Genomic DNA, 22,507 nt, shown 5'->3' with positions numbered 1-22,507 from the left:
GCGGCCGATCGAGTTCGATCGTTCAGGCAGACAGCGAATTGCGGGCAGAGGCTGCGGCGTCGCACCGGGCGGCGTAATCGATGGCAAGTTCCAGCGGCAGCGGTCGCGAGAAATGATAGCCTTGTGCCAGACGAACACCCATCGCCTTCAATCCCTCGGCGATCGCTTCGCTTTCGACGCCTTCGGCGACGGAGGCAATGCCGAGATTCTGGCAGAGATTGGCGACCGAGCGGGTAATGTTCATGCAACGGGCATCACTATCGAAATTCATCACGAAGGACTTGTCGATCTTCAGCTTGTCGAAGCCGAGACGATGAATATGGCTGAGGCTCGAATAGCCGGTGCCGAAATCGTCCAGCGCAATCGAGATGCCGGCGGCGCGCAGCATTGATATCACCTGGTCGGCGGTGTCGAAATCGGAGAGCAGCGCGGTCTCGGTGATCTCGAATTCGATGCGCCTGGGATCGATGCCGGAGCGGGTGATCATGGCAAGCAGCGCCATCGAGGTCTCGTGGTCGCAGATATCGCGCGCCGAGAGATTGAAGGACAGCCTGAGATGGCGTGGAATGATCGCCAGCGCTTCGAGCGCCTTGGCAAAGAGGATACGGGTCATGCGGCCGATGACCGCCGTGCGCTCGGCGGCGGGAATGAAGGCGTCAGGGTTGATACGGCCGAAGCGGGCGCTGTCCCAGCGGGCGAGCGCTTCGTAAGCGACGACGCGGCCGCTTTTCAAGTCAACGATCGGCTGATAGTCGAGTTTCAATTCCTTGGCGAAGTCGTTCGCCTGCAGCTCGAGTTCGATCAGGTGGCGCTGCGTCAGGATCTTCTCGTGGTCGGCTGAGAAGAACTCGACACCGCTGCTGCGCTTGCTCTTGACCTGATAAAGGGCGAAGTCCGCTTTTTCGTAGAGATCCTCGGCGGTGTACTCGCCGATATCGGGATAGACGATACCGCAGGAACCGAAGACGCGGACCGAGCCGTCGGGGATTTCGTAGGGATCTCGGACGGCAGCGCAGAGCGCCTGGCCGAGATCGGCGATCGCCTGGCGTGTCATCGAGCAGGGAAAGATGATCCCGAACTCATCGCCGCCGAGACGCGAGACGATGCCCTCTTCGCCGACCAGCGCGACGAAACGGCGGGCTGTCTCCTTGAGCACGAGATCGCCGGCGGCATGGCCGAAGACGTCGTTGACCGGCTTGAAACCATCGAGATCGAGAATGCCGAGGACGGGCGGCGAAGAGGGATTCTTCTGCAGCCGTTTTTCCAGTGAGAGAAAGAAGCTGCGGCGATTGGCAAGGCCGGTCAGTTGATCATGCAACGCGTTGCGGCTGTTGACGAGGTTGAGCTCCTCGGCTTCCGCCTGCCTTTGCTTCAATTCCTCGGTCAATTGCACGAGACCGACGAAATTTTGGAAATAGCTGTTGATCACCCGGAGGAAGGGCAGGATCAGGAAGAGACCGCTGATGGCCGTCGCGACGAAAACGGGATTGCCCGAGAACAAGAAGGTTGCGACCATGGCCGAGAAAGTGATGACCGTGGTCAGCGCCGCCGCCATCGGCAGATGCATCAGGCAAAAGATGCAGGAAATGCCGGTGACAACGAGGAAATAGGCGATCTGGCCCTGCTGGGAGGCATCGCCATATTGGTAAAGCGCGATCGCCCAGCCGCCGAAAGCGACGGTCAGGATACCGGCGCCAGCCATCGTGAGCTTCATCAGCCTGTAGGCCCGCTCGGCGGTCACGTCTTCCTTGCCCCTGATCTCCCACCAGCAGAGACGGAAGACGCAGACGACACTCAAGGTCACGGGAATGTAGAGCGAGAGCCAGAGGGGCGCGGATTTGAGGTGGGTGATCGCCACCGCATGGGCGTTGATGATCAGCAGGACATAGAGAATGGGGATCTGCGACGACAGGGCCCTGAACTGCGCCAGCAGAAGCGTCGGATTGTCTTTTTGCAGCTGCAATGAGGCCAGAAAGTTCTTCATCTTCTCCTTTCCGTCGGCCAGAGCCAGCCAGAGAAAGCTTGATTTTTCCTTATTCACGTAACGGCATTGGGCCCCCGCATGTGCGGGGATGATAAACGGGTTGCCGGATCAGAACGAAGCGGCGGCGAGTGCCCGGTGGATGCTGTGCAGGTCGTCGACGTTCTTGTTCGACAGGAACAGTTCCCAATCGAGCGAGCTCTGGACGATGGTTTCGAGCGAATCGTATCTGGGCTTCCAGTCGAGCACCTGCCGGGCGAGCGAAGCGTCTGCGACGACGCTTGCCGAATCGCCGGCGCGCCGCGGCGCCATGTGGATCTTGAAGGAATGCCCGTGGAGACGGGTGACCATGTTCAACACGTCGAGCACGGAATAGCCGCTGCCATAACCGCAATTGGCAATGAGCGAGCCCTTGCCTCTGCGCAGGTGCTGTAGCGCTTTCAGATGTGCATCCGTTAGATCGCTGACATGGATGTAGTCGCGCACGCCGGTGCCGTCATGGGTAGGATAATCGATGCCGTAGACATGGACGCTGTCGCGCGTGCCGAGCGCTGCCTCGCAGGCGACCTTGATGAGGTGCGTGGCACCCGAGGTCGACTGGCCGGCACGGTGGTGCGGGTCGGCGCCGGCGACGTTGAAATAGCGAAGTGCGACATAGTTGAAATCATAGGCGGCGGCGGCATCGCGCAGCATGAACTCGGTCATCAGCTTCGACTGGCCGTAGGGGTTTTCCGGATTGAGGGGGGCCGTCTCCTTCACCGGCAGGTCGGTCTTTTGCTGGCCGTAGACGGCCGCCGTCGAGGAGAAGACGAAGTTGCGGATGCCGGCCTTGATCGAAGCGCTCAGCAGTGCTCGGGTCTTGCCGGAATTGTTGTCGTAATAGGAGAGTGGATCGGCGACCGAGACGGGGACGACGGCGGAACCGGCGAAATGGATGATCGCCTCGATGTCGTTTTCGATGAAGACCTTTTTCAATATGTCGGGATCGGCAATGTCGCCGAGATAGAAACGCGCCGCCGGCGCCACGGCCCAGCGAAAGCCGGTGGAGAGGCGGTCGAGCACGACCACATCCTCGCCTGCATCAAGCAGCGCCCACACCATGTGACTGCCGATATATCCGGCCCCGCCCGTCACCAAAACCGCCATGTCCCGCATCCCTGCTTTCGTTTTTATAAGCAGGGGCATCAGGCGTCGGTTTTTCTTTCCAATTTTCTTATCGAACGGCCTTTGGAAGGCCTTTGAACCGGTATGTTTGGAGTCGTGGTTAGAGGCCGATTTCGGGCTTTGCTAGAGTTTTATCGATCCGGCGATTCCGGTACAAATCACGGCATTCGCGGCTGATGGCAGCCCCTCACCCTAACCCTCTCCCCGTTCTGACGGGGAGAGGGGACGTGCCCTGCGCGACATCAATGGGGACCGAGATGTCGCCGCATACCCCCTTCGGCCCGCAAGCGGGGGTCCGAAGGACGGGTCGAGACCTGTGGCTCGACCCCGGTTGGTGCCGGCAGGCGGATGAGGGGCAGCCCTCGGCGATCTGCTACGGAAATACCCATGACTTTTCGCTGCAGGCCGATGGTCGTCAGAGCTTGAGGATATAGTCGCAGAGGCGCTCGGCCGCGATCGCCACCTGCGTGGGATCACGCAGGAAACAGGCGCGCAGGAAGAGTTCGCCGCCCGGTCCGAAAGCGGTGCCGGGAGCAAGGCCGACGCCTGTCTTGTCGACGATGTCGAGCGCTGCCTTGCGGCTGTCGGCGACGCCGTCGATCTTCAGGAAGGCATAGATCGCGCCGTCCGGCTTCAGCGTCTCGACGCGGTTGGTGGCGACAAGCGCATCGCAGAGAATATCGCGGGAGCGGGCCGCCTTGGCGATATTGGCAGCGACGAAATCGTCGCCTTGATCAAGGGCTGCGACGGCGCCCTTCTGCATGAACTGCGCCACCCCCGATGTCGAATACTGGATCAGGTTTTCGAGCACCTGGCCCATCTCAGGGGGTGCTACGATCCAGCCGACGCGCCAGCCGGTCATCGACCAGTTCTTCGAGAAGGAATTGACGAAGATGACCTTGTCGCCCTCGTCCATCACATCGAGGAAAGAGGGCGCGCGGCCGCCGGCAAAGTAGTAGCGGGCGTAGATTTCATCCGCCATGATCCAGAGGTCGTGCCTGCGGGCAAGCGCCAGGATATCGCCAAGATCCTGCTTCGTTGCCGTCCAGCCCGTCGGGTTCGACGGCGTGTTGATGAAGAGACCCTTGGTCTTCGGCGTAATCGCGGTTTCGATACGGTCAGGATCGACCGCCCATTTGCCGCCTTCAAACTGCAGCTCGACACCAACGGAGCGCGCACCTGAGATTTCGAGAGCGGCGGCGATATTCGGCCAGGAAGGCGAGAGGTAAACCAGTTCGTCATCAGGCGAGGTCAGCGCCTGCACGGCGATCTGGATCGCCTGCATGCCGGAACCGGTGACATAGAAATGTTCGACCGGAAGCCGGATTCCGAAATGTCTGTCGTAATAATCCGAAAGCGCCTGGCGAAGCTCCGGAATGCCGCGCTGCCAGGTGTAGAAGGTCTCGCCGCTGGCAAGCGCATCCATCGCCGCCTTGCTGATGAAATCAGGCGTCGGCAGATCGCCCTCACCCACCCAGAGCGGCAGCAGGCCTTCGCGGCCACGGGCATAGTTGACGAGTTCGACGATCCCGCTTTCGGGCGCCGCCAGGGCGCGCGGGCTAAGGCTGCTGACGATCGACATGCAAATCTCCGGTTTCCGCCTTCATAGCGGATTTGCGCCGGCAAATCCCATGATAACAAGTGATGGCATATCGATTTTGGTGATGAATGAGCCCGGCCGAAGCGGACGGGCTCCAGCCCGGATCAAGCCGTCGGGCGCGTGGCGAGAAGATCGCGGATTTCCGTCAGCAGCTGAACGTCTGCCGGCGGCGCTGGCAGCTCTTCCGGTGCCACTTTTTCCTGGCGCTCGACCTGGGCACGCAGGGTGTTCACGCCCTTGACCATCAGGAAGATGATCCAGGCGAGAATGAGGAAGTTGATGAGCACGGTGAGGAAACTACCATAGGCAAAAACTGCTCCCTGCTCGCGGGCGGCGGCGAGCGACTGCGCGTTGACGGCCGAGGAGAGTGGGAGGAAGTAATTGGAAAAATCGAAGCCGCCGAAAATGGCGCCGACGATCGGCATAATGAGGTCATCCACCAAAGATTTGACGATGCCACCGAAGGCGCCGCCGATGATGACGCCGACTGCAAGATCCATGACATTGCCGCGGGCGATAAAGGCCTTGAACTCATTGAGCATCGGATCCGTCTCCCTTTGATCCATTTCAAAGATATGCAATTGTTTTTATTAGCTACATCTTCATTGCAATTAATCAATCGGCAATCGCAATTATTTGGGGATACCCCTGCGGTCTTTGACTTAAGGCCTAGACCGGCGGGAATTCTCAAAGTGTCTGAAATGACTTAAGCTGCCCACGTTGCGGGAGGTCCCGGCAGGTTTTCCGCCGGCGGAGGGTCAATGCTTCCAGGCTGGGTTATATTTGCGTCTGCCTTCGGCTATCTGCTCCTGCTTTTCGCCGTGGCCAGCTATGGCGACCGCAAGAACCGCAGCCCAGCTACGCTCGACCGCAGCCCGGGCACGCTGGAAGGCGGATGGCCGGTGGTCTATGCGCTGAGCCTTGCGATCTACTGCACCTCCTGGACCTATTTCGGCAGCGTCGGGCTTGCCGCGCAGCGCGGGTTGGAATTTGCCGGCATCTATATCGGCCCCATCCTGGTCTTCACGCTCGGCATGCCACTGCTTCGCCGCATCATCGAGCTCGCCAAGGCGGAGAAGCTCACCTCGGTCGCCGATTTCGTCGCCGCCCGTTACGGCAAGAACCCGACGGTCGCAACGATCGTCGCACTGATCTCGCTGATCGGCGCCATTCCCTATATCGCGCTGCAGCTCAAGGCGATCTCCAGCACCGTCAGCGCCATGGTCAATCCGTCCGATTACGGCATCGGCAGCGGCAATCTCTACTTCCTCGACCTGCCGCTCCTCGCGACGCTGGTGCTTGCCTGTTTTGCCATCATGTTCGGCACGCGGCATACGGATGCGACGGAGCATCAGGATGGCCTCATCCTCGCCGTCTCGATGGAATCCGTGGTCAAGCTTGTCGCCTTCCTGACGGCGGGCGTCTGCGTCGTCTGGTTTCTCTTCGACGGCCCGACCGATCTGTGGCGCAAGACGGTCGACAATGAGCTGGTCATGTCGGCGCTCAGCTACCATACGCCGATCAGCCGCTGGATCACCCTGATCATCTTGTCGGCCTTTGCGATCATCCTGCTGCCGCGGCAATTCCACGTGACGGTTGTCGAAAACCGAACCCCGAAACAGCTGAAACTCGCAGGCTTCCTGTTTCCCAGCTATCTTATCGCCATCAATCTCTTCGTGTTGCCGGTAGCGATCGGCGGGCTCTTGACCTTCGGCGGCACCGGCAATGCCGATTTCTACATGCTGTCGCTGCCGCTTGCCGGCCAGATGCCCGTCATCTCGCTGATCATCTTCATCGGCGGTTTCTCTGCTGCAACGGCGATGGTCATCGTCGATTCTGTCGCCTTGTCGATCATGGTGTCGAACGACATCATCATGCCGATCTTCCTCAGGCGAAAACTCGCCGGCCGCGCCAGCCTGCGCGACAATTTCGCCAAGACACTACTCAACATCCGCCGCAGCGCCATTTTCGCCGTGCTGCTGTTCGGCTACGCCTATTACCGTTCGACCGACAGCACCGCCGGCCTTGCCTCGATCGGCCTGCTTTCCTTTGCCGCCATCGCACAAATTGCCCCAGCGCTGTTCGGCGGGCTGATCTGGCGGCGGGCGAATGCGCGCGGCGCGATCCTCGGGCTTACCTCCGGCTTCGTCATCTGGATCTACCTGCTGTTCCTGCCCTCGCTCGGCGGCCCCGACTATTCCTATGTGGCAAGTGCGGTGCTCGGCTTCATCTTTCCCGGGACCACGTTGTTCACCGCGCCCGACGCCGATCCGCTGGTCAATGCGACGGCGATGAGCCTGCTCGTCAACAGCGCCTTCTTCGTCGTCGGCTCGCTCACCCGCAACGCCAAGCCGCTGGAGCGCATTCAGGCCGGCATATTCGTCAAGCGGCATTCGCGCTCGCAATTTGCCACGCGCGGCTGGAAGACCCGTATCAGCGTCGGCGATCTCAAGGCGGCGATCTCGCGCTATCTCGGCGAAGAGCGCATGCAGCGCTCGTTGACGACTTACGAACAAAGCTCCGGCCGCAAGCTGGAGGATGAGCAACCGGCCGACATGGCTCTCATCCACTTCAGCGAACAGCTGCTCGGCAGCGCCATCGGCTCGTCCTCGGCCCGGCTGGTGCTGTCATTGATCCTGCAGAAGATCGAGGATGCCTCTTCCGACACCGCCTGGCTGCTCGACCAGGCGAGCGAGGCGCTGCAATATAACCAGGACATGCTGCAGACGGCGCTTTCGCAGATGGACCAGGGCATTGCCGTCTTCGACAGTTCCAACCGGCTAACGATCTGGAACCGGCGCTTCCGGCAATTGCTGGATCTGCCGGAAAGTGCCGGCCAAGTCGGTTTTCCCTTGTCCGATATCGTCACCACGCTCATCCAGCGCGGCGATATCGCGCCCGGCGATCTCAGCCAGACGGTGCGGCATTTCCTGACGCTCGACAAACCCTTTTCGCTGGTGCTCGGCGGCGGTGAGCGGATCATCGAGGTGCGCTCCAACGCCATGCCCGACAAGGGCATCGTCGCCACCTTCACCGACATCACCCAGCGCGTCAGCGCCGACCAGGCGCTGAAACAGGCGAATGAAACGCTGGAGCAGCGCGTCGCCGAACGCACGGCCGAGCTTACCCGCGTCAACCGTGAACTCGGCGAGGCGCGCGCTGCGGCCGACGAGGCGAATATCGGCAAGACGCGCTTTTTCGCCGCCGCCGGCCACGATATCCTGCAGCCGCTCAATGCCGCCCGGCTCTATTCCTCGGCCTTGGTCGAGCGCATGGCGCAATCCGAGAACAGCCCGATCGTGCGCAACATCGATTCCGCGCTGGAATCGGTCGAGACCATTCTCGGCGCGGTGCTCGATATATCCAGGCTCGATACCGGCGCCATGCGGCCGCGGCTCGCCTCCGTCGCGCTCTCCGACCTGCTGGAGCGTATCCAGACCGACTTTGCGCCGATCGCCAGGGAAAAACAGCTGAAGCTGGTGGTCATGCCGACGTCGCTCAGGGTCCGTTCCGACCCCAACCTGCTGCGCCGGCTGGTGCAGAACCTGGTTTCGAACGCCATCAAATACACGATTTCAGGCAAGGTGCTGGTCGGGGCGCGGCGGCGCGGCAACCAGGTGATCATCCAGGTGATCGATTCCGGCATCGGCATCCCACCGTCGAAATTCCGCACGGTGTTCAAGGAATTCGCGCGGCTGGACGAAGGCGCGAAAACCGCCTCCGGCCTCGGGCTCGGCCTGTCGATCGTCGACCGCATCGCCCGCGTGCTCAACCATCCGGTCGAGCTGCAGTCGACGCATGGCAAGGGCACGGGATTCCGCATCTCCATGCCGCTCGACGTCTCGCGCCCGGCCGCGGCTGCAGCAGCGGTTGCGCCCGCCGACCGTCCCGGCCAACCGCTGAGTGGGTTGAAGATCCTCTGCATCGATAACGAGCCGAAGATCCTCGAAGGCATGCGGCTGTTGATCAGCGGCTGGGGCTGCGAGGTGGAGGCGCTGGATTGTCTCGCCGACGTCACCGCCGTCGATGGCCAGGAGGGACCGCCTGACATCGTCATCGCCGATTATCATCTCGGCGACGGCACCGGCATTGCCGCCATCCTGCATCTGCGCCGGCGGTTCGGCGCCGATATCCCCGCTTTGCTGATCACGGCCGACCGCACGCCGGAGGTCCGCAGCGAGGCCGAGCGATACGGCATCGCCGTTCAGCACAAGCCGGTGCGGCCGGCGGCGCTGCGCGCCTATATCACCCAGATTTCCGGCCTCAAGCGCGCAGCCGCAGAGTAAAAGACAGGCTTAGAGCCTTTCCGGGTTAGATTGAAGCATTCTGTTGGCTCAAACGGAGTCGGATGGTCGACCGGTCGGCGCGCGTCGTAGCCCAGATCTACGGCCAAGCCGGCCGGTCGATCAGCCGGCCCGTCAGCCAACCCGAAGGGCCGGGCATCTTTCCGCCAGGACAAAGGCGATCGGCTCGCACGTACCAAGAGGTATGCCCTTCGCCAATCGCCTTTGCCCTGACGAAAACCTGCTCCGGCAGAATGCTGCAATCTAACCCGGAAAGGCTCTAAAGCGCCGCGTCCATGACTCGAGCGACGAGATCGCGCACGCGCGCTGCATCCGGCACGTCGCCGAACAGGATGCGGTACATTATCGGCGCCACGACCTGATCCATGACGCGCTCGACATCCGGAAAGGCCTCGCCGCGGGCCTTTGCCCTCTCGGCGATGAGACCGATCTGCTGGCGGGTATATTCGGCGCATTTACAGGCATTTGCCCCGGCCTGCGCCGCCAGCACGTCACGGATCATCTCGCGGCCCGGGCCGGAGGACATTTCCTCGGCATATTGCTCGGCCCAAGCTTCGAGATCGGCCTTGCCGCTGCCGGCATCGATCGGCTGCATATCCGGCCGCAGCCGATCGACGGCGACATCGGCGAGAAGCTGTTGCAGGTCGCCCCAGCGGCGATAGATGGTCGACGGCGTCACCCCCGCCTTGCCGGCGATCAGCGGGATCGTCACCTCGGCGCGGCTCATCTCCGCCAGCAGCTCACGGACTGCCTTGTGCACCGATGCCTGAACCCGGGCGCTTCTGCCGCCCGGACGGAGGTTCTCTTTGACTGTCATGCCTGCAACCCGACTTTCGCCCCTTGACACCGTTGGTTCAAAATCTTTGACAGAGCTATTAACGCAAATAGTTTGCTTTTATGAGGCGCCAGCTCTACATAAGCTAACGCAACGGCTTAGCTTTAAGGAGCTTATATATGGTCGCCGCAGCCAAATCCACCGAGAATTCGCCACGCCCCTCGATCGGCTTTCATGCGCTGACGCTCGCGACCTTTTTCGGCGCCTCCGCGGCGCCGACGCCGCTTTACCGGATCTATCAGGAAAGTTTTTCCGTTTCGCCGGTGCTGATCACGGTGATCTTCGCGGTCTACGCCTTCGCGCTGCTGGCGGCGCTGCTGATCGCCGGTTCGATCTCGGATCATCTCGGCCGCAAGCCGGTGATCTTTTTCGCTCTCGTGCTCGAAATCGTCGCCATGGGCCTCTTCGTCGTCGCAAGCGGTCCCGACTGGCTGATCGCGGCGCGGATCGTGCAGGGGCTGGCAACCGGGATCGCCGGCGCCTCGATCGGAGCGGCGCTCGTCGATGTCGACCGGGCAAAGGGACAGATCGTCAATTCGATCGCGCCGCTTTGCGGCATGGCGGTGGGGGCAGTCGGCACCAGCGCCCTGATCCAATACGGCCCCTTCCCGATGCATCTCACCTATGCGCTGCTGCTCGTCGCCTTCACGCTGCAGGCGGCCGCCATCTGGCTGACAGGCGAGACCGGGGCCAAGCGACCCGGCGCGCTCGGCTCGCTGATACCGCGGGTCACCGTTCCCAAGCAGGTGAAGCGGCCGCTCTCGCTGGTGACGCCGATCAACATCGCCAACTGGACGCTTGCCGGCTTCTATCTCTCGCTGGTCCCGTCCTTGGTCGCTACCACGACCGGCAGCCGGGCGCCGCTGACGGGCGGAGCCGTCGTCACCGCGCTGATGGTGAGCGGAGCAATCGCCGTCTATCTCAGGCGCAGCAAGACGGCCTCGGCCAATCTCGCTTTCGGCGTGTCGGCCAAGACGTTCGGCATCCTGACGGTCGTTGCCGGCGTGCATCTTGCCAATGTGCCGCTGCTGCTCGTCGGCACGATTTTTACCGGTGTCGGTTTCGGCACCAATTTCCTCGGGTCGATCGGCACCATCATGCCGCTCGCCAAACCGGACGAGCGGGCCGGGCTGCTGTCGGCCTTCTACGTCCAGAGCTACCTCGCCTTCAGCCTGCCGGCGATCCTTGCAGGGTTCCTGGCGAAATCGGCCGGTTACGCATTGACGACCGATATCTATGCGACGGCGATCCTGCTTTTGATGGGCGTCGGACTAATGAGCATTCGCGCCGACCGGCGGAAGGTCGCGGGGAGTGCTGCCTGACATTCCTTCACGGCTTCAGATCGAGCAGCGCCCGGCCGCTGCCATCCATGGCGAAGGGCACCGAGGCGTGTTGGTGGGCAACCAACCAGCGGCCGTCCTGCTTGACGAGACCGAGGGTCTGGCGGAACCAGAGATCGACTTCGGTGCCATCTCTCTTGGTCCCGGTCATGCGCGTGAGGCCGCTCCAGAAAGCGACATCCTCGCCAACCGTCAGTCTGGCATCGCGCACCTCGCCGCCGATCGGGCCTTCCCAGGTATCGAACCATGCCTGCAGACCCGCCTCGTCCTGGCCGTAATAGGCAAGCGGCGGCGCCAGCGAAAATTCGACGGAATCCTCCGTCTCATAGGAAAGCGCATCGCTGGCGTTCTTCTCACCCAGCGCCTTGGCCCGCATCATCAGCATGGCGATGATCGCCTCTTCCTCGATCCTGGCATTCGCTTCGTCTTTCACGGTCGTTCTCCTTCTCCGTTATGGACAGAGGACGAAGGGGAGGACGACGATCCGACATCAGCGATAGAACCGCTGCGCACTTTTGGAATTACGTCACAGATAACTCGTCACCGCCGGTTCGTTCCACCAGGCATCGTGCCTGCCGTCGGCATAACGGACCGGCAGTGCTGCCAGTTCCTCAGGTGTGATATCGTCGAGGCAGGCGATGTTGATCGAAACATAGGCGCCGCCGATCGCTTCGACATAACCATCGCCATAGGCCGGCACACCGCAGGTGCGGCAGAAGCGGTGATGACCGCTCATCGTGTTGAACTGATAGTCGGCCGTTTCCGCCTGGTCGCACATCAGCCGGAAATCCTCCGGCTTGACGTTGGCGCCCCAATAGCGCCGTTTGGCGCAGATCGAACAATTGCAGCGGCCGGTGCCCTCCTCGAGATCCATGTCCACTTCGTAGTGTACTTTGCCGCAATGGCAGCTTCCCTTGTAGGTTTTCTTCACGCGCTTTCCTCCTTCGGCGTTGCCTTCAGTGTCCCGATATGACAATGTGTTGTCATTATGAATGAGATACAAAATCGACAACATGTTGTCAAACTAAATCGACCGGAGCGGACGATCGAGGGGGATGCTTTTTCCGCTTTCGCGATCACCGCCCTTCGCCTCGCCGGCCATCTGACGGCGGCGGGCGACCATTTGGCAAAGCCGGCAGGGCAAACCAGCGCGCGCTGGCAGGTGCTGGCCGCGGCGCGGCGCGGCAACATGTCGGTGGCGCAGGTCGCCCGTGCGCTCGGCCTCGCCCGCCAGGGTGTGCAACGGCTTACCGATGTGCTGGAGGGTGAAGGGCTGATCGCCTATGCCGACAACCCGCAGCACCAGCGCGCCAAGCTCGTGCGGCTGACGGAAGAAGGGTCGGCGCGGCTCGGCGTCATCGAGGTCGCACAAGCCGGATGGGCCGACGGGCTGGGCGCTGCGTTCACGTCAGCCGAACTCGATGCGGCACGGGCGGTGATGGCGCGGGTGATGGAGATGCTGGAGGCTGGCGAGGCGCCAGGAGGTTGAGGGACTTGCCTGTCTTACGGGGCTTGTTGTCGCCAGCGACGTATTCAGTTTCACGGTGCGAAAGATTCTTTAAGGTCGTGCCGTGGCCGCCCCCCACTGCCCTGCCGGGCATCTCCCCCACAGGTGGGGAGATCGGCTGGGCGCACCCGCTTCCCCAAACAATCGGCGTCCAGCACGACGAAACGGTAGATGGGCAGGAAGTTCATGCCACTTGTGATCTCCCCACCTGTGGGGGAGATGCCCGGCAGGGCAGAGGGGTATCGCGGACGCATCCGGGGAAAGGGCACGGCATCAACCGGCCGGACACAAAAAAAGGCCGGGTTACCCCGACCTTCCCTGGTATCTCAACGAACCGTGCCAGTACATCCGTGGTCACGATCCGGAGATGATATTCAAAAGCCTTATAGGCTCAGGCCGCCTGGAGGCGGTCTGCCGACATCTTGCCGGACTTGTTGTCGCGAACGAGCTCGTAAGACAGCTTCTGGCCATCCTTGAGATCGCGCATGCCAGCGCGTTCAACGGCGGAGATGTGGACGAAAACGTCGGCTGCGCCGTCATCCGGCTGAATGAAGCCGAAGCCCTTGGTTGCGTTGAACCACTTTACGGTACCTGTGCTCATGACGATATCCTTTTCGAATCGTTCATAGAAGAATGCAACTCGAACAAATGCCGAGCGGCGATGAAAACCGATTTTGGAGGAAGTTCGCCAGGAACGACGCGAGGCCGTTTCAAAGTTCATCTAGCAAGATCGATGCGCGGATATGTAATCGGAAATTGTGTCCGTGACAAGGCCGCAGCTAGGGAAATCGGCGACGTTTCAGACACCGCGGACAGGTCTTTGCCTGCCGCGTGGCGCGGAAAACCGGGGGCGAGATTTTTTGCAGAAGCTGAAATACCGTCTATTCGGCCCGCGCCAACCTGGTGATCGCCTTACCGAGGCGGGCGACCCGCACTTCCGGGGTCGTTGCCTTCAGGAGTGGCAGGACGATTGCATATTGGCCGGTCTTGTCGAGCCGAGCAAAGGCAGCGCCAGCGGCAGCGTTCTCAGCGAGCGCCGCCGCCAGATCGTCCGGCAGGCCGGCATCGCGTTGTGGAGCGTAGGCGACAGCCCAGCGTCCGTCGGCTTTGGCGGCAGCGACTTCGGCAAGGCCCGCGGGCCGCATGCGCCCGGCTTCCACGAGTACTGTGACCCGATCGACATTGAGCTTGGACCACGGACTTTTGGCGCGCCGGGGCGAATAGCGCTGCAGGTAGGAGTTCGCGTCAAACCCCTTGCGCTGGCTGTCAATCCAGCCGTAACAGAGCGCCACATCCAACGCCTCGTCGATGGTGATGAGGGTTCGTTCGGATTTTTCTTACCGATCTTCAGCCAGGCGCCGGTCGATGCTGCGTGATGCACGCGGAGCCAGGATTCCCACTCCATCGGATCGGCGAAGGCGAGGATGTCGGTTGATGGTTGCATGGGCGGTCCGGTCCGGGTGACAGCGAAGCGTGTGTTGCTTGCGGTTCAGATTACCGTCGTCACGCTGTCCCATTCAACATTTGAAATCCGGGAAGAGCGGCACAGTTTAAAAGGCGGCCTAAGCCGCCTTCCCCACCTTCGCATAGGGGTCGAACCGCCCGTAAAACGTTTCTCCCTTGGCGGCCATGTCCTCCAGCAGCGGCGTCGGATTGAAGTGACTTCCGTAGGCAGCAGCTAACTTTTCAGCCAGTTCCACGAAAGCCTTCGCACCCATCCCGTCGATATAGCTCAGCGCTCCGCCGGTATAGGGCGCGAAGCCAAAGCCCAGAATCGACCCAACATCCGCCTCGCGCGGATCGGTGACGATTCCTTCCTCCACGGTGCGGGCGGCTTCGAGCGCAATGGTGACGAGGAAACGTTGCTTCAGGACCTTGACGTCAACTTCATCCGCCTGCTTCTGCGGGTAGAGGGTCTTCAGGTCGGGCCAGAGGGACTTCTTCGCCGGTTTCGGCGGGTAGTCGTAGAAGCCCTTGGAATTCTTGCGGCCGAAACGGCCCTCCTTTTCCACCATGCGGGAGATGAGTTCCATATGCCTGGGGTCGATGGCTTTTTCGCCGAGATCGGCGACCGTCGCCTTGAGGATCTTTAGCGAGAGGTCGATGGCGACCTCGTCGTTCAGCGCCAGGGGGCCAACCGGCATGCCGGCCATCTTGGCGGCATTCTCGATCATCACAGGCGGTACGCCCTCGATCAGCATGTCGTAGCTTTCCGACATGTAGCGCAGCACACAGCGATTGACGAAGAAGCCGCGGGTGTCGTTGACGACGATCGGCGTCTTCCTGATGGCTGCAACATAGTCGAGAGCGACGGCCAGCGCCTTGTCGCCGGTGTCGCTTCCGAGGATGACCTCGGTTAGCATCATCTTCTCGACAGGCGAGAAGAAGTGGATGCCGATGAAATCGGCCGGGCGTTTCGAATTCTTGGCGAGACCTGAGATCGGCAGGGTCGAGGTATTGGAGGCGAAGATCGCGCCTTCCGGCAGCACGGCTTCGACCGCCTCAATGACTGCTTTCTTCACCTCGCGATCCTCGAACACCGCCTCGATGACGAGATCGGCATTGGCGAGGTCGGCATAGTCGGCCGAGGGCGTGATGCGGGAGAGCAATGCGGCTGCTTCATCCTGCGTAAGACGCCCCTTACCGACAGAATCCTTGACCAGGCCTTCGGAGACGGTCTTGCCCTTGGTCGCCGCTTCGATGTCGCGGTCGATCAATGTCACGGGAATGCCGGCGGCGGCGGTGACATAAGCGATCGAGGCACCCATGAAGCCGGCGCCGACGACGCCGATATGTTTCAGCTCGGTCTTGAGGTGACCGGCCGGGCGGCGGGCGCCCTTGCCGAGTTCCTGCATGGAGATGAACAGCGAACGGATCATCGAGAAGGCTTCGCGGGTCTGCAGCACCTCGGTGAAATAACGCTGCTCGATCTTCAGACCGGTGTCGAACGGCACCTGCAGGCCTTCGTAGACGCATTTCAGGATGGCAAGCGCTGCCGGATAATTGCCGGATGTTTCCCTGCGCAGGATCGCTGGCGCTGCCGGCCAGAGCTGTGCGGAAGCCGGCGTCCAGATGCCGCCGCCCGGCGCCTTGAAGCCCTTCTCGTCCCAGGGGGCGACCGGCTTCAGGCCATCCTTGATCATCTGCTTGGCGGCTGGGATCAGCTGATCCGGCTCGACCACCTGATGCACGAGGTTCATCGCCTTGGCGCGGGAGCCGGTCAGCGACTGGCCCGTCGTCATCATCTGCAGCGCATCCTGGGCGTTTGCCAGCCGCGGCACACGCTGCGTGCCGCCGGCGCCGGGGAAGATACCGACCTTCACCTCGGGCAGCGCGATCTTGACGCTCTTGGCATTGGAGGCGACGCGGCCGTGGCAGGCGAGCGACAGTTCGAAGGCGCCGCCCATGCAGGTGCCGTTGATGGCGGACACCCAGGGCTTGCCCGAGGTTTCGAGTTTGCGGAACAGGCCGCTCATGCGGCCGACCAGACCGAAGAGGTTCTGCACCGCCGTCTCTGGACTCTTTGCCTTCTCCTCCTGGTAGGAACTGAACATCGATTTGATCATCGACAGATCGGCGCCGCCGGAAAAGGAGGATTTGCCGGAGGTGAAGACGACACCCTTGACGGCGGCATCGGCGGTCGTGGCGTCGATGATGGCGTCGAGTTCGGCCATCACCTCGGCGGTGAAGACGTTCATCGATTTACCGGGCATGTCCCAGGTGACGAGAGCGATACCGTCGGCGTCGGTTTCGAGCGTGAAATTGGTGTAGGTCATTGGGTTTCCTCCCCGATCAGGCCGGCAAATGGCTGCGCTGCGCGTCTAAGGTCTTCGTCTTTTCGGTGACGACATCGCCGGTATGCTTGGTCTGCGACGGCTCGAAAAGCACGATCCAGCATTCCTCCTCGGCAACCGGATTATGCTCGACACCTCTCGGCACGACATGAAAATCACCGGCGCTCAGATGCACATGCGGGCGGTCGCGATATTCGATGGTCAGCGACCCCTTCCAGATGAGGAAAAGCTCGTCCTCGTCGCGGTGCGAATGCCAGGTCAGCTGGCCCTGGACCTTGGCGAGCTTGACGCTCTGGCCGTTGAGATCGGCGATGACGCGGGGCGACCAGTGCTCGGTGACCTCGGCATATTCGGTTTCGATCGTGCCGGTGTTGAAGCCCATCGTCAGACCCTTTCGATAACCGTTGCGGTACCCATGCCGGCGCCGATGCAGAGCGTCACCAGCGCGGTGTTGAGGTCGCGGCGTTCAAGTTCGTCCAGCACCGTGCCGAGGATCATCGCGCCGGTGGCGCCGAGCGGATGGCCCATGGCGATGGCGCCGCCATTGACGTTGATCCTGTCGTGATCGATGTCGAAGGCCTGCATGTAGCGCAGAACCACGGCGGCGAAGGCCTCGTTGAGCTCGAAGAGGTCGATGTCGGCAAGGCTCATGCCTGATCGTTTCAACAGCTTCTCGGTGACGTCGACAGGCCCGGTCAGCATCAGGGCCGGATCCGAGCCAATATTGGCGAAAGCCTTGATGCGGGCGCGCGGCTTTATGCCCATGCTCTCACCGCCGGCTTTGGAGCCGAGCAGGACGACACTGGCGCCATCGACGATGCCGGAGGAATTGCCGGCATGGTGGACATAGTTGATGCGCTCGATCTCCGGATGGGCCTGGATGCCGACGGCCTCGAAGCCGCCCATCTCGCCGGGCATCTGGAAGGACGGATTGAGGGAGGCGAGCGCCTGCATATCCGTGCCGGGGCGCATGTGTTCATCCTTAGCCAGGATCGTCAGGCCGTTCTGGTCCTTGACCGGGATGACCGACTTGTCGAACCAGCCCTTTTCCCAGGCATGGGCGGCGCGCTTCTGGCTCTCGACCGCGTAAGCGTCGACATCGGTTCTGCTGAAGCCGTATTTGGTGGCGATCAGATCGGCTGAGACACCCTGCGGCATGAAATAGGCCGGGAAATTCACCGAAGGATCCATGAACCAGGCGCCGCCGGACATGCCGAGGCCGACGCGGGACATGCTTTCCACACCGCCTGCGATGACGATGTCGTCGGCCCCTTGGGCGATCTTGCCCGCACCGAAATTGACGGCATCGAGGCCGGAGGCGCAGAAGCGGGAGATCTGCATGCCGGGCGCCTTCGTGGAGTAACCGGCTTCGAAGGCGGCGGCCTTGGGGATGACGGCGCCGGCATCCATGACCGGATCGACGCAGCCCATAATGATGTCATCGACCGTTTCCGTATTGAGCCCGTTGCGGTCGCGGATTGCCTCCAGGGTCTTTGCCGCGAGGCGGACGGAGGGCACCTCATGCAGGGCGCCGTCCTTCTTGCCGCGGCCGCGCGGCGTACGCACGTGGTCGTAAATGAAAACCTCGGTCATTTGTCTCATCTCCCTGACGGCGCGGCGGCGCCGGTGAATTTTAGTCCCCTTCTCCCCAACGAGAGAAGGTGGCCTCGAAGAGGTCGGATGAGGGGGCGCTCGCAGCAAACTCAGCCTTACGGCCGCTCGCTCCTTCGTCGCTCACCCCCTCATCTGTCCTTCGGACATCTCCTCCCCGCTGGGGAGAAGAGAGTACGCTGTCAAAACGCTTCGGCGGCCAGTTCCATCATCGTGTCGGCGCCGGCCTCGATGCGAGCCTTGCGAAGCGCGGTTTCCGGCATGAGGCGTTCCATGAAGAAGCGGGCGGTGACCAGCTTGTTCTTCAGGTAATCCTCGCGGGCGGCATCGCCTGATGCAAGGCCATCCTCGGCGGCTTTGGCCATCTTCGCCCACATATAGCCGAGAATGACGAGGCCGAAGAGGTGCATGTAGTCGGTCGAGCCGGCGCCGGCATTGTCGGGCTTGGCCATGGCGTTCTGCATGAACCACATGGTCGCGCCCTGGACGTCGTTCAAGCCCTTCTTCAGGTGCTTGGTGAAGAAGGAGAGCTTTTCGTTGCTGCGGTTCTCCTCGCAGAAATCGCCGATCTCCTTGAAGAGGGCCATGGCGGCGCGGCCGCCGTTCAAGGCCAGCTTGCGGCCGACGAGATCGAGCGCCTGAATGCCGTTGGCGCCTTCATAGATCATGGCGATGCGGGCATCGCGCACATACTGGCTCATGCCGTGTTCTTCGATATAGCCGTGGCCGCCGAAGACCTGCTGGGCCATGACGGCATGATCGAAGCCCTTGTCGGTCATCACGCCTTTGAGGATCGGGGTGACGAGGCCGAGAATATCGTCGGCCGTCTGGCGCTCGTTGTCGTCGCTAGCGCGGTGGGCGATATCAGACTTGAGCGCGGTCCAGAGCAGGAAGGCGCGGCCCGCCTCATTGAAGGCGCGGATGGTCATCAGCGTGCGGCGAATATCCGGATGGACGATGATCGGATCGGCCTTCTTGTCCGGCGCCTTGGGGCCGGACAGAGAGCGGCCCTGGATGCGATCACGCGCGTAGTTGGCGGCGTTCTGATAGGCGATCTCGGAAATGGCGATGCCCTGCAGACCGACCATCAGCCGGGCCTCGTTCATCATCACGAACATGGCGTTGAGGCCGCGGTTTTCGGTGCCGATCAGGAAGCCGGTCGCCTCGTCATAATTCATCACGCAGGTGGCGTTGGCGTGGATGCCCATCTTGTGCTCGATGGCGCCGCAGGAGACAGCGTTGCGGGCGCCCGGCGCGCCGTCGTCGCCGACGAGGAATTTCGGAACGATGAAGAGCGAGATGCCCTTGGTGCCCTCGGGCGCACCCTCGATGCGGGCGAGCACCAGATGGATGACATTGTCGGTCAGGTCGTGCTCGCCGGCGGAGATGAAGATCTTCTGGCCTGATATTTTGTAGCTGCCGTCAGCCTGCGGCACCGCCTTGGTGCGCAGCATGCCGAGATCGGTACCGCAATGCGGCTCGGTCAGGTTCATGGTGCCGGACCACGTGCCATCCACCATCTTCGGCAGATAGGTGGCTTTCTGCTCGTCGGAGCCGTGGACGAGGAGTGCGGCGATCGCGCCCTGCGTCAGGCCCGGATACATCATCAGCGACATGTTGGCGGCCGACGTATATTCGCCGACGGCGGTATGCAGCGTATAGGGAAGCCCCTGCCCGCCGAATTCCTCCGGCACCGCAAGACCGATCCAGCCGCCTTCGCGATAGGCCTTATAGGCTTCCTTGAAACCCTTCGGCGTCGAGACGCTGGCATCTTCGTGGCGAGTGCAGCCTTCCTGATCACCGGAATAGTTCAGCGGAAAGAGAGCTTCCTCGGCAACCCGTCCGGCCTCGCCGAGGATCGCTTCGATCATATCGGGGGTCGCATCGGCAAAACCCGGCAGATTGTTGTAGCGTTCCAGACCCAGCATGTCGTTCAGGACGAAGAGCGTATCGTTCACCGGGGCCTTGTAGACTGGCATCTCTCAAATTCCTCCCATTCGGCTGACCGGGTCGCGCCGGCCTTGGGCACTGTCTTACAAAATATTGACGTTTGCGTAAACGTCAATTTTGCGCTTGCATCGTCTTTTCTTGAAAAATTCGAGAGACGAATCCGCGGGCCATGAAGCACTGGCGGAGCAGACGCCATCTCATCTTCCTTGTCCATCGCAGAACGGGGTATAAGCGGAAACGTCTATCACCGCGCGGCCAATGCTTCGGGCCGGGGGCAGCAAATCACAGCATCGCGGTAGGTCAGCAGCACTGTCTTAACCATCGCGAAAAATTGGTTGCGATCGTTCAGTAGCCGGCTGCTATACCGGAGCGTATTGAAATAGGGCGTTCGGGAAATCGCATTTGAAACAGGTAATTGGTGCCGCTACAGGATTGTTGATCAGTTGTTCATTGGTAATTGCGCAGGAACCACCGCCCCATCCCATATTGACGAAAGAGCAGTTCCTATCTTATTCCGCTGGGGCGATCGTTGCGGGTATGTATTGCGAAAAGCTTGAATTAAATGGCGATTTCTTCGCCGGGTACGAGTACGGAACCGGTATCTCTCCGTCCCTTGATCCCTATTTCCGGTCAGAAATGAAGCGGCTTGAGAAAGAAGCCAAAGGCGATCTAAAGAGCTACTGTTCGTTAGCAAGACTAATGTTTTACAAGGCTAACAAACCAAAACCGTTGGTGGCTCCTCTTTTGATCGACAAGCCGTAGGAGCGCCTCTGCGCAAAGAGCCGTCGCGCCTTTGGCTTCGAGCCTGCCCTCAACGACTTGTCTGCGCAGACCGGCCTTCCCTTCATCCATCTCTCGCGCATCAGTGCCTACTCGATCGATTCGACGCAGCAGCTGAAATTCCGGCCGAGTTGTGGCGAAGGCCGTTCAGGCTTCCTACGTCTCACGGACGATCCATCGAGGAAGACATCATGTTCGACTTTCCCTATGAGAGCGCACTCATCGTCGGCGCCGGCTCCGGTATCAGCGCATCGCTTGCCCGGCAATTGTCGGCGCAGGGCGTCAAGGTCGGGCTCGCCGCCCGCAATATCGAGAAGCTGCAAGGGCTCATCGAGGAGACCGGCGCCAGCGCCTTTACCGCCGACGTCTCGCAGCCGGCGAGCGTCGCAGCACTGTTCGAAGAGGCTGCCGCCGCAATCGGAGGACCTGACGTGGTGATCTTCAATGCCAGCGCCCGTCAGCGTGGCCCGCTCGCCGAACTCGATCCCGCCGAGGTCGAGAAGGCAATCGCGACCACCGCTTTCGGCGGTTTCCTGGTGGTGCAGCAGGCAGCGCGTCGGATGATTCCGCGCGGCCGTGGCGCCATCCTCATGACCGGCGCGTCGGCAAGCGTGAAGGGCTTTGCGCAGTCGGCCCCCTTCGCGATGGGCAAGTTTGCCTTGCGCGGCCTTGCCCAGAGTGCCGCTCGCGAACTCGGGCCGATGGGCATCCATGTCGCGCATTTCGTCATCGACGGCGCGGTGCGCTCGCAGATCCGGCCGGACCGTGTGGAGAAGCCGGATGGCACGCTGCTGCCGGAGTCGATCGCCCAGACCTATATCGACGTGCTTCGCCAGCACCGCAGCGCGTGGTCGCTGGAGGTGGAAGTCCGGCCCTGGACGGAGAACTTCTGAGCTGCTGCAATAGACGAACAAGGCAACTTTCGCGGCGGTTTCAAACAGGCTAGACTTTTGCCGTCAACGCTGGCTGGGAGGACACCGATGCCGGCCTGGACCACGTCACCATCGAGACCCGCGATGCGCATGAGATGATCGGCTTCCTGGAAGCCGTGCTCGGCGTCAGGGAAGGCTATCGGCCGCCCTTTCCCTCGCCCGGCCACTGGCTCTATCTGGACGAACGCCCGGTCATCCATCTCAGCCTGACGTCGCGCAGCACCGATTTTCCGCCCGGCATCTTCAACCATGTCGCCTTCAGCCTTTACGAATTCGGGCCGGCGCTGGAACGCATCAAGGCTGGCGGCTATCGCTACGAATATTACGATATTCCCGACACCGATTTCGGCCAGGTCTTCGTCTACGGCCCCGAAGGCGTGAAGATCGAGCTGCAATATCCCAGACCCGCCTGAGCGCGCGAGCGCGCCATTCGATGTGACGCGTTCGGGGGCAATTGCCGCCAAAAACGGCGTTTGGAACACAAACGTTAAAAAATTCCCATCGGCATTAACGGCTTGTTTACCACGTTTCGTGAAAGGTGCGGATTGAGCAGTAGCGATCCGCATTCCTTTCCCCAGTCTCGCGTTCCTTAAGGATGCCGCTACATCGTTCAGCTTGAGGAAAGTCTAATTGACTATCGTCTTATGAATGGTGCGCTCCGGTCCGCGCAAACACGCGGGCAGCAGAGGAAAAGCCAAAGATCGAGCTC

19 protein-coding genes are annotated in these 22,507 nt (G+C 61.5%); 6 read left to right on the top strand and 13 right to left on the bottom strand.

Annotated features, from left to right (window positions below):
* Nucleotides 1-22: 22 nt before the first annotated feature.
* From A6U98_RS02475 to mscL, 4 genes are all read right to left on the bottom strand, one after another.
* Nucleotides 23-1,984, bottom strand: a complete 1,962-nt coding sequence (locus A6U98_RS02475) for an EAL domain-containing protein (RefSeq protein WP_064647764.1) — start codon at nucleotides 1,982-1,984, stop codon at nucleotides 23-25.
* Between the two features lie 108 nt (nucleotides 1,985-2,092).
* Nucleotides 2,093-3,127 carry a UDP-glucose 4-epimerase GalE gene (gene galE / locus A6U98_RS02470; RefSeq protein WP_064647924.1) on the bottom strand — a complete coding sequence of 345 codons (1,035 nt, stop codon included), beginning with the start codon at nucleotides 3,125-3,127 and terminating at the stop codon, nucleotides 2,093-2,095.
* 433 nt (nucleotides 3,128-3,560) lie between these two features.
* A complete protein-coding gene (locus A6U98_RS02465; RefSeq protein ID WP_064647762.1) occupies nucleotides 3,561-4,727 on the bottom strand; it encodes a pyridoxal phosphate-dependent aminotransferase in 1,167 nt (388 codons plus the stop codon).
* 122 nt (nucleotides 4,728-4,849) lie between these two features.
* Nucleotides 4,850-5,287 (bottom strand): large conductance mechanosensitive channel protein MscL, encoded by a 438-nt coding sequence (mscL, locus tag A6U98_RS02460; protein ID WP_012755977.1) that lies wholly within the window; start codon nucleotides 5,285-5,287, stop codon nucleotides 4,850-4,852.
* A 219-nt stretch (nucleotides 5,288-5,506) separates the two neighbouring features.
* Between mscL and A6U98_RS02455 the strand changes: the two genes are divergently transcribed.
* Entirely contained in the window at nucleotides 5,507-9,031 is a 3,525-nt protein-coding gene (locus tag A6U98_RS02455; protein ID WP_064647760.1) for a hybrid sensor histidine kinase/response regulator, read from the top strand.
* Between the two features lie 277 nt (nucleotides 9,032-9,308).
* Here A6U98_RS02455 and A6U98_RS02450 read toward each other — a convergent pair whose 3' ends face one another.
* A complete protein-coding gene (locus tag A6U98_RS02450) occupies nucleotides 9,309-9,866 on the bottom strand; it encodes a TetR/AcrR family transcriptional regulator (RefSeq protein ID WP_064647758.1) in 558 nt (185 codons plus the stop codon).
* Between the two features lie 137 nt (nucleotides 9,867-10,003).
* Between A6U98_RS02450 and A6U98_RS02445 the strand changes: the two genes are divergently transcribed.
* Nucleotides 10,004-11,206, top strand: coding sequence for an MFS transporter (locus A6U98_RS02445; RefSeq protein WP_064647756.1), 1,203 nt, complete (start codon nucleotides 10,004-10,006; stop codon nucleotides 11,204-11,206).
* Between the two features lie 7 nt (nucleotides 11,207-11,213).
* On the opposite strand, the gene A6U98_RS02440 is transcribed toward A6U98_RS02445, so the two are convergent.
* Nucleotides 11,214-11,657 (bottom strand): nuclear transport factor 2 family protein, encoded by a 444-nt coding sequence (locus A6U98_RS02440; protein ID WP_064647754.1) that lies wholly within the window; start codon nucleotides 11,655-11,657, stop codon nucleotides 11,214-11,216.
* Between the two features lie 93 nt (nucleotides 11,658-11,750).
* Entirely contained in the window at nucleotides 11,751-12,155 is a 405-nt protein-coding gene (locus tag A6U98_RS02435; protein WP_064647752.1) for a GFA family protein, read from the bottom strand.
* A gap of 57 nt (nucleotides 12,156-12,212) precedes the next feature.
* Here A6U98_RS02435 and A6U98_RS02430 point away from each other — a divergent pair, with 57 nt between their 5' ends.
* Entirely contained in the window at nucleotides 12,213-12,713 is a 501-nt protein-coding gene (locus A6U98_RS02430) for a MarR family transcriptional regulator (RefSeq protein ID WP_064647750.1), read from the top strand.
* Nucleotides 12,714-13,122: 409 nt separating this feature from the next.
* Here the strand turns inward: A6U98_RS02430 and A6U98_RS02425 are convergent, their stop codons facing one another.
* The 6 genes from A6U98_RS02425 to A6U98_RS02400 form a co-directional block, all read right to left on the bottom strand.
* Nucleotides 13,123-13,332, bottom strand: coding sequence for a cold-shock protein (locus A6U98_RS02425; protein WP_003545273.1), 210 nt, complete (start codon nucleotides 13,330-13,332; stop codon nucleotides 13,123-13,125).
* Nucleotides 13,333-13,612: 280 nt separating this feature from the next.
* Nucleotides 13,613-14,023 (bottom strand): YdeI/OmpD-associated family protein, encoded by a 411-nt coding sequence (locus A6U98_RS02420; RefSeq protein WP_245304479.1) that lies wholly within the window; start codon nucleotides 14,021-14,023, stop codon nucleotides 13,613-13,615.
* A gap of 270 nt (nucleotides 14,024-14,293) precedes the next feature.
* On the bottom strand, nucleotides 14,294-16,507 hold the full coding sequence (locus A6U98_RS02415) for a 3-hydroxyacyl-CoA dehydrogenase NAD-binding domain-containing protein (RefSeq protein WP_064647748.1): 2,214 nt from the start codon (nucleotides 16,505-16,507) through the stop codon (nucleotides 14,294-14,296).
* A 16-nt stretch (nucleotides 16,508-16,523) separates the two neighbouring features.
* On the bottom strand, nucleotides 16,524-16,907 hold the full coding sequence (locus tag A6U98_RS02410) for a cupin domain-containing protein (RefSeq protein WP_017990215.1): 384 nt from the start codon (nucleotides 16,905-16,907) through the stop codon (nucleotides 16,524-16,526).
* Between the two features lie 2 nt (nucleotides 16,908-16,909).
* Nucleotides 16,910-18,118: an acetyl-CoA C-acetyltransferase gene (locus A6U98_RS02405; RefSeq protein WP_064647746.1), complete on the bottom strand. Its 1,209-nt coding sequence runs from the start codon at nucleotides 18,116-18,118 to the stop codon at nucleotides 16,910-16,912.
* A gap of 200 nt (nucleotides 18,119-18,318) precedes the next feature.
* The gene (locus tag A6U98_RS02400; RefSeq protein ID WP_064647744.1) at nucleotides 18,319-20,115 is read right to left on the bottom strand and encodes an acyl-CoA dehydrogenase C-terminal domain-containing protein; all 1,797 of its coding nucleotides are present in this window, start codon (nucleotides 20,113-20,115) and stop codon (nucleotides 18,319-18,321) included.
* A 373-nt stretch (nucleotides 20,116-20,488) separates the two neighbouring features.
* Between A6U98_RS02400 and A6U98_RS02395 the strand changes: the two genes are divergently transcribed.
* The 3 genes from A6U98_RS02395 to A6U98_RS02385 all read left to right on the top strand — a co-directional run bounded on the left by A6U98_RS02395 (nucleotide 20,489) and on the right by A6U98_RS02385 (nucleotide 22,211).
* The gene (locus tag A6U98_RS02395) at nucleotides 20,489-20,848 is read left to right on the top strand and encodes a hypothetical protein (protein WP_064647742.1); all 360 of its coding nucleotides are present in this window, start codon (nucleotides 20,489-20,491) and stop codon (nucleotides 20,846-20,848) included.
* A gap of 209 nt (nucleotides 20,849-21,057) precedes the next feature.
* Nucleotides 21,058-21,759, top strand: a complete 702-nt coding sequence (locus A6U98_RS02390; protein ID WP_064647740.1) for an SDR family NAD(P)-dependent oxidoreductase — start codon at nucleotides 21,058-21,060, stop codon at nucleotides 21,757-21,759.
* Nucleotides 21,760-21,854: 95 nt separating this feature from the next.
* Entirely contained in the window at nucleotides 21,855-22,211 is a 357-nt protein-coding gene (locus A6U98_RS02385) for a VOC family protein (RefSeq protein ID WP_280950183.1), read from the top strand.
* The last annotated feature ends 296 nt before the right edge of the window (nucleotides 22,212-22,507 follow it).

Source organism: Rhizobium sp. WYCCWR10014, from assembly GCF_001657485.1.
GTDB lineage: Bacteria > Pseudomonadota > Alphaproteobacteria > Rhizobiales > Rhizobiaceae > Rhizobium.
This window is presented reverse-complemented; position numbering and strand designations above follow the sequence as displayed.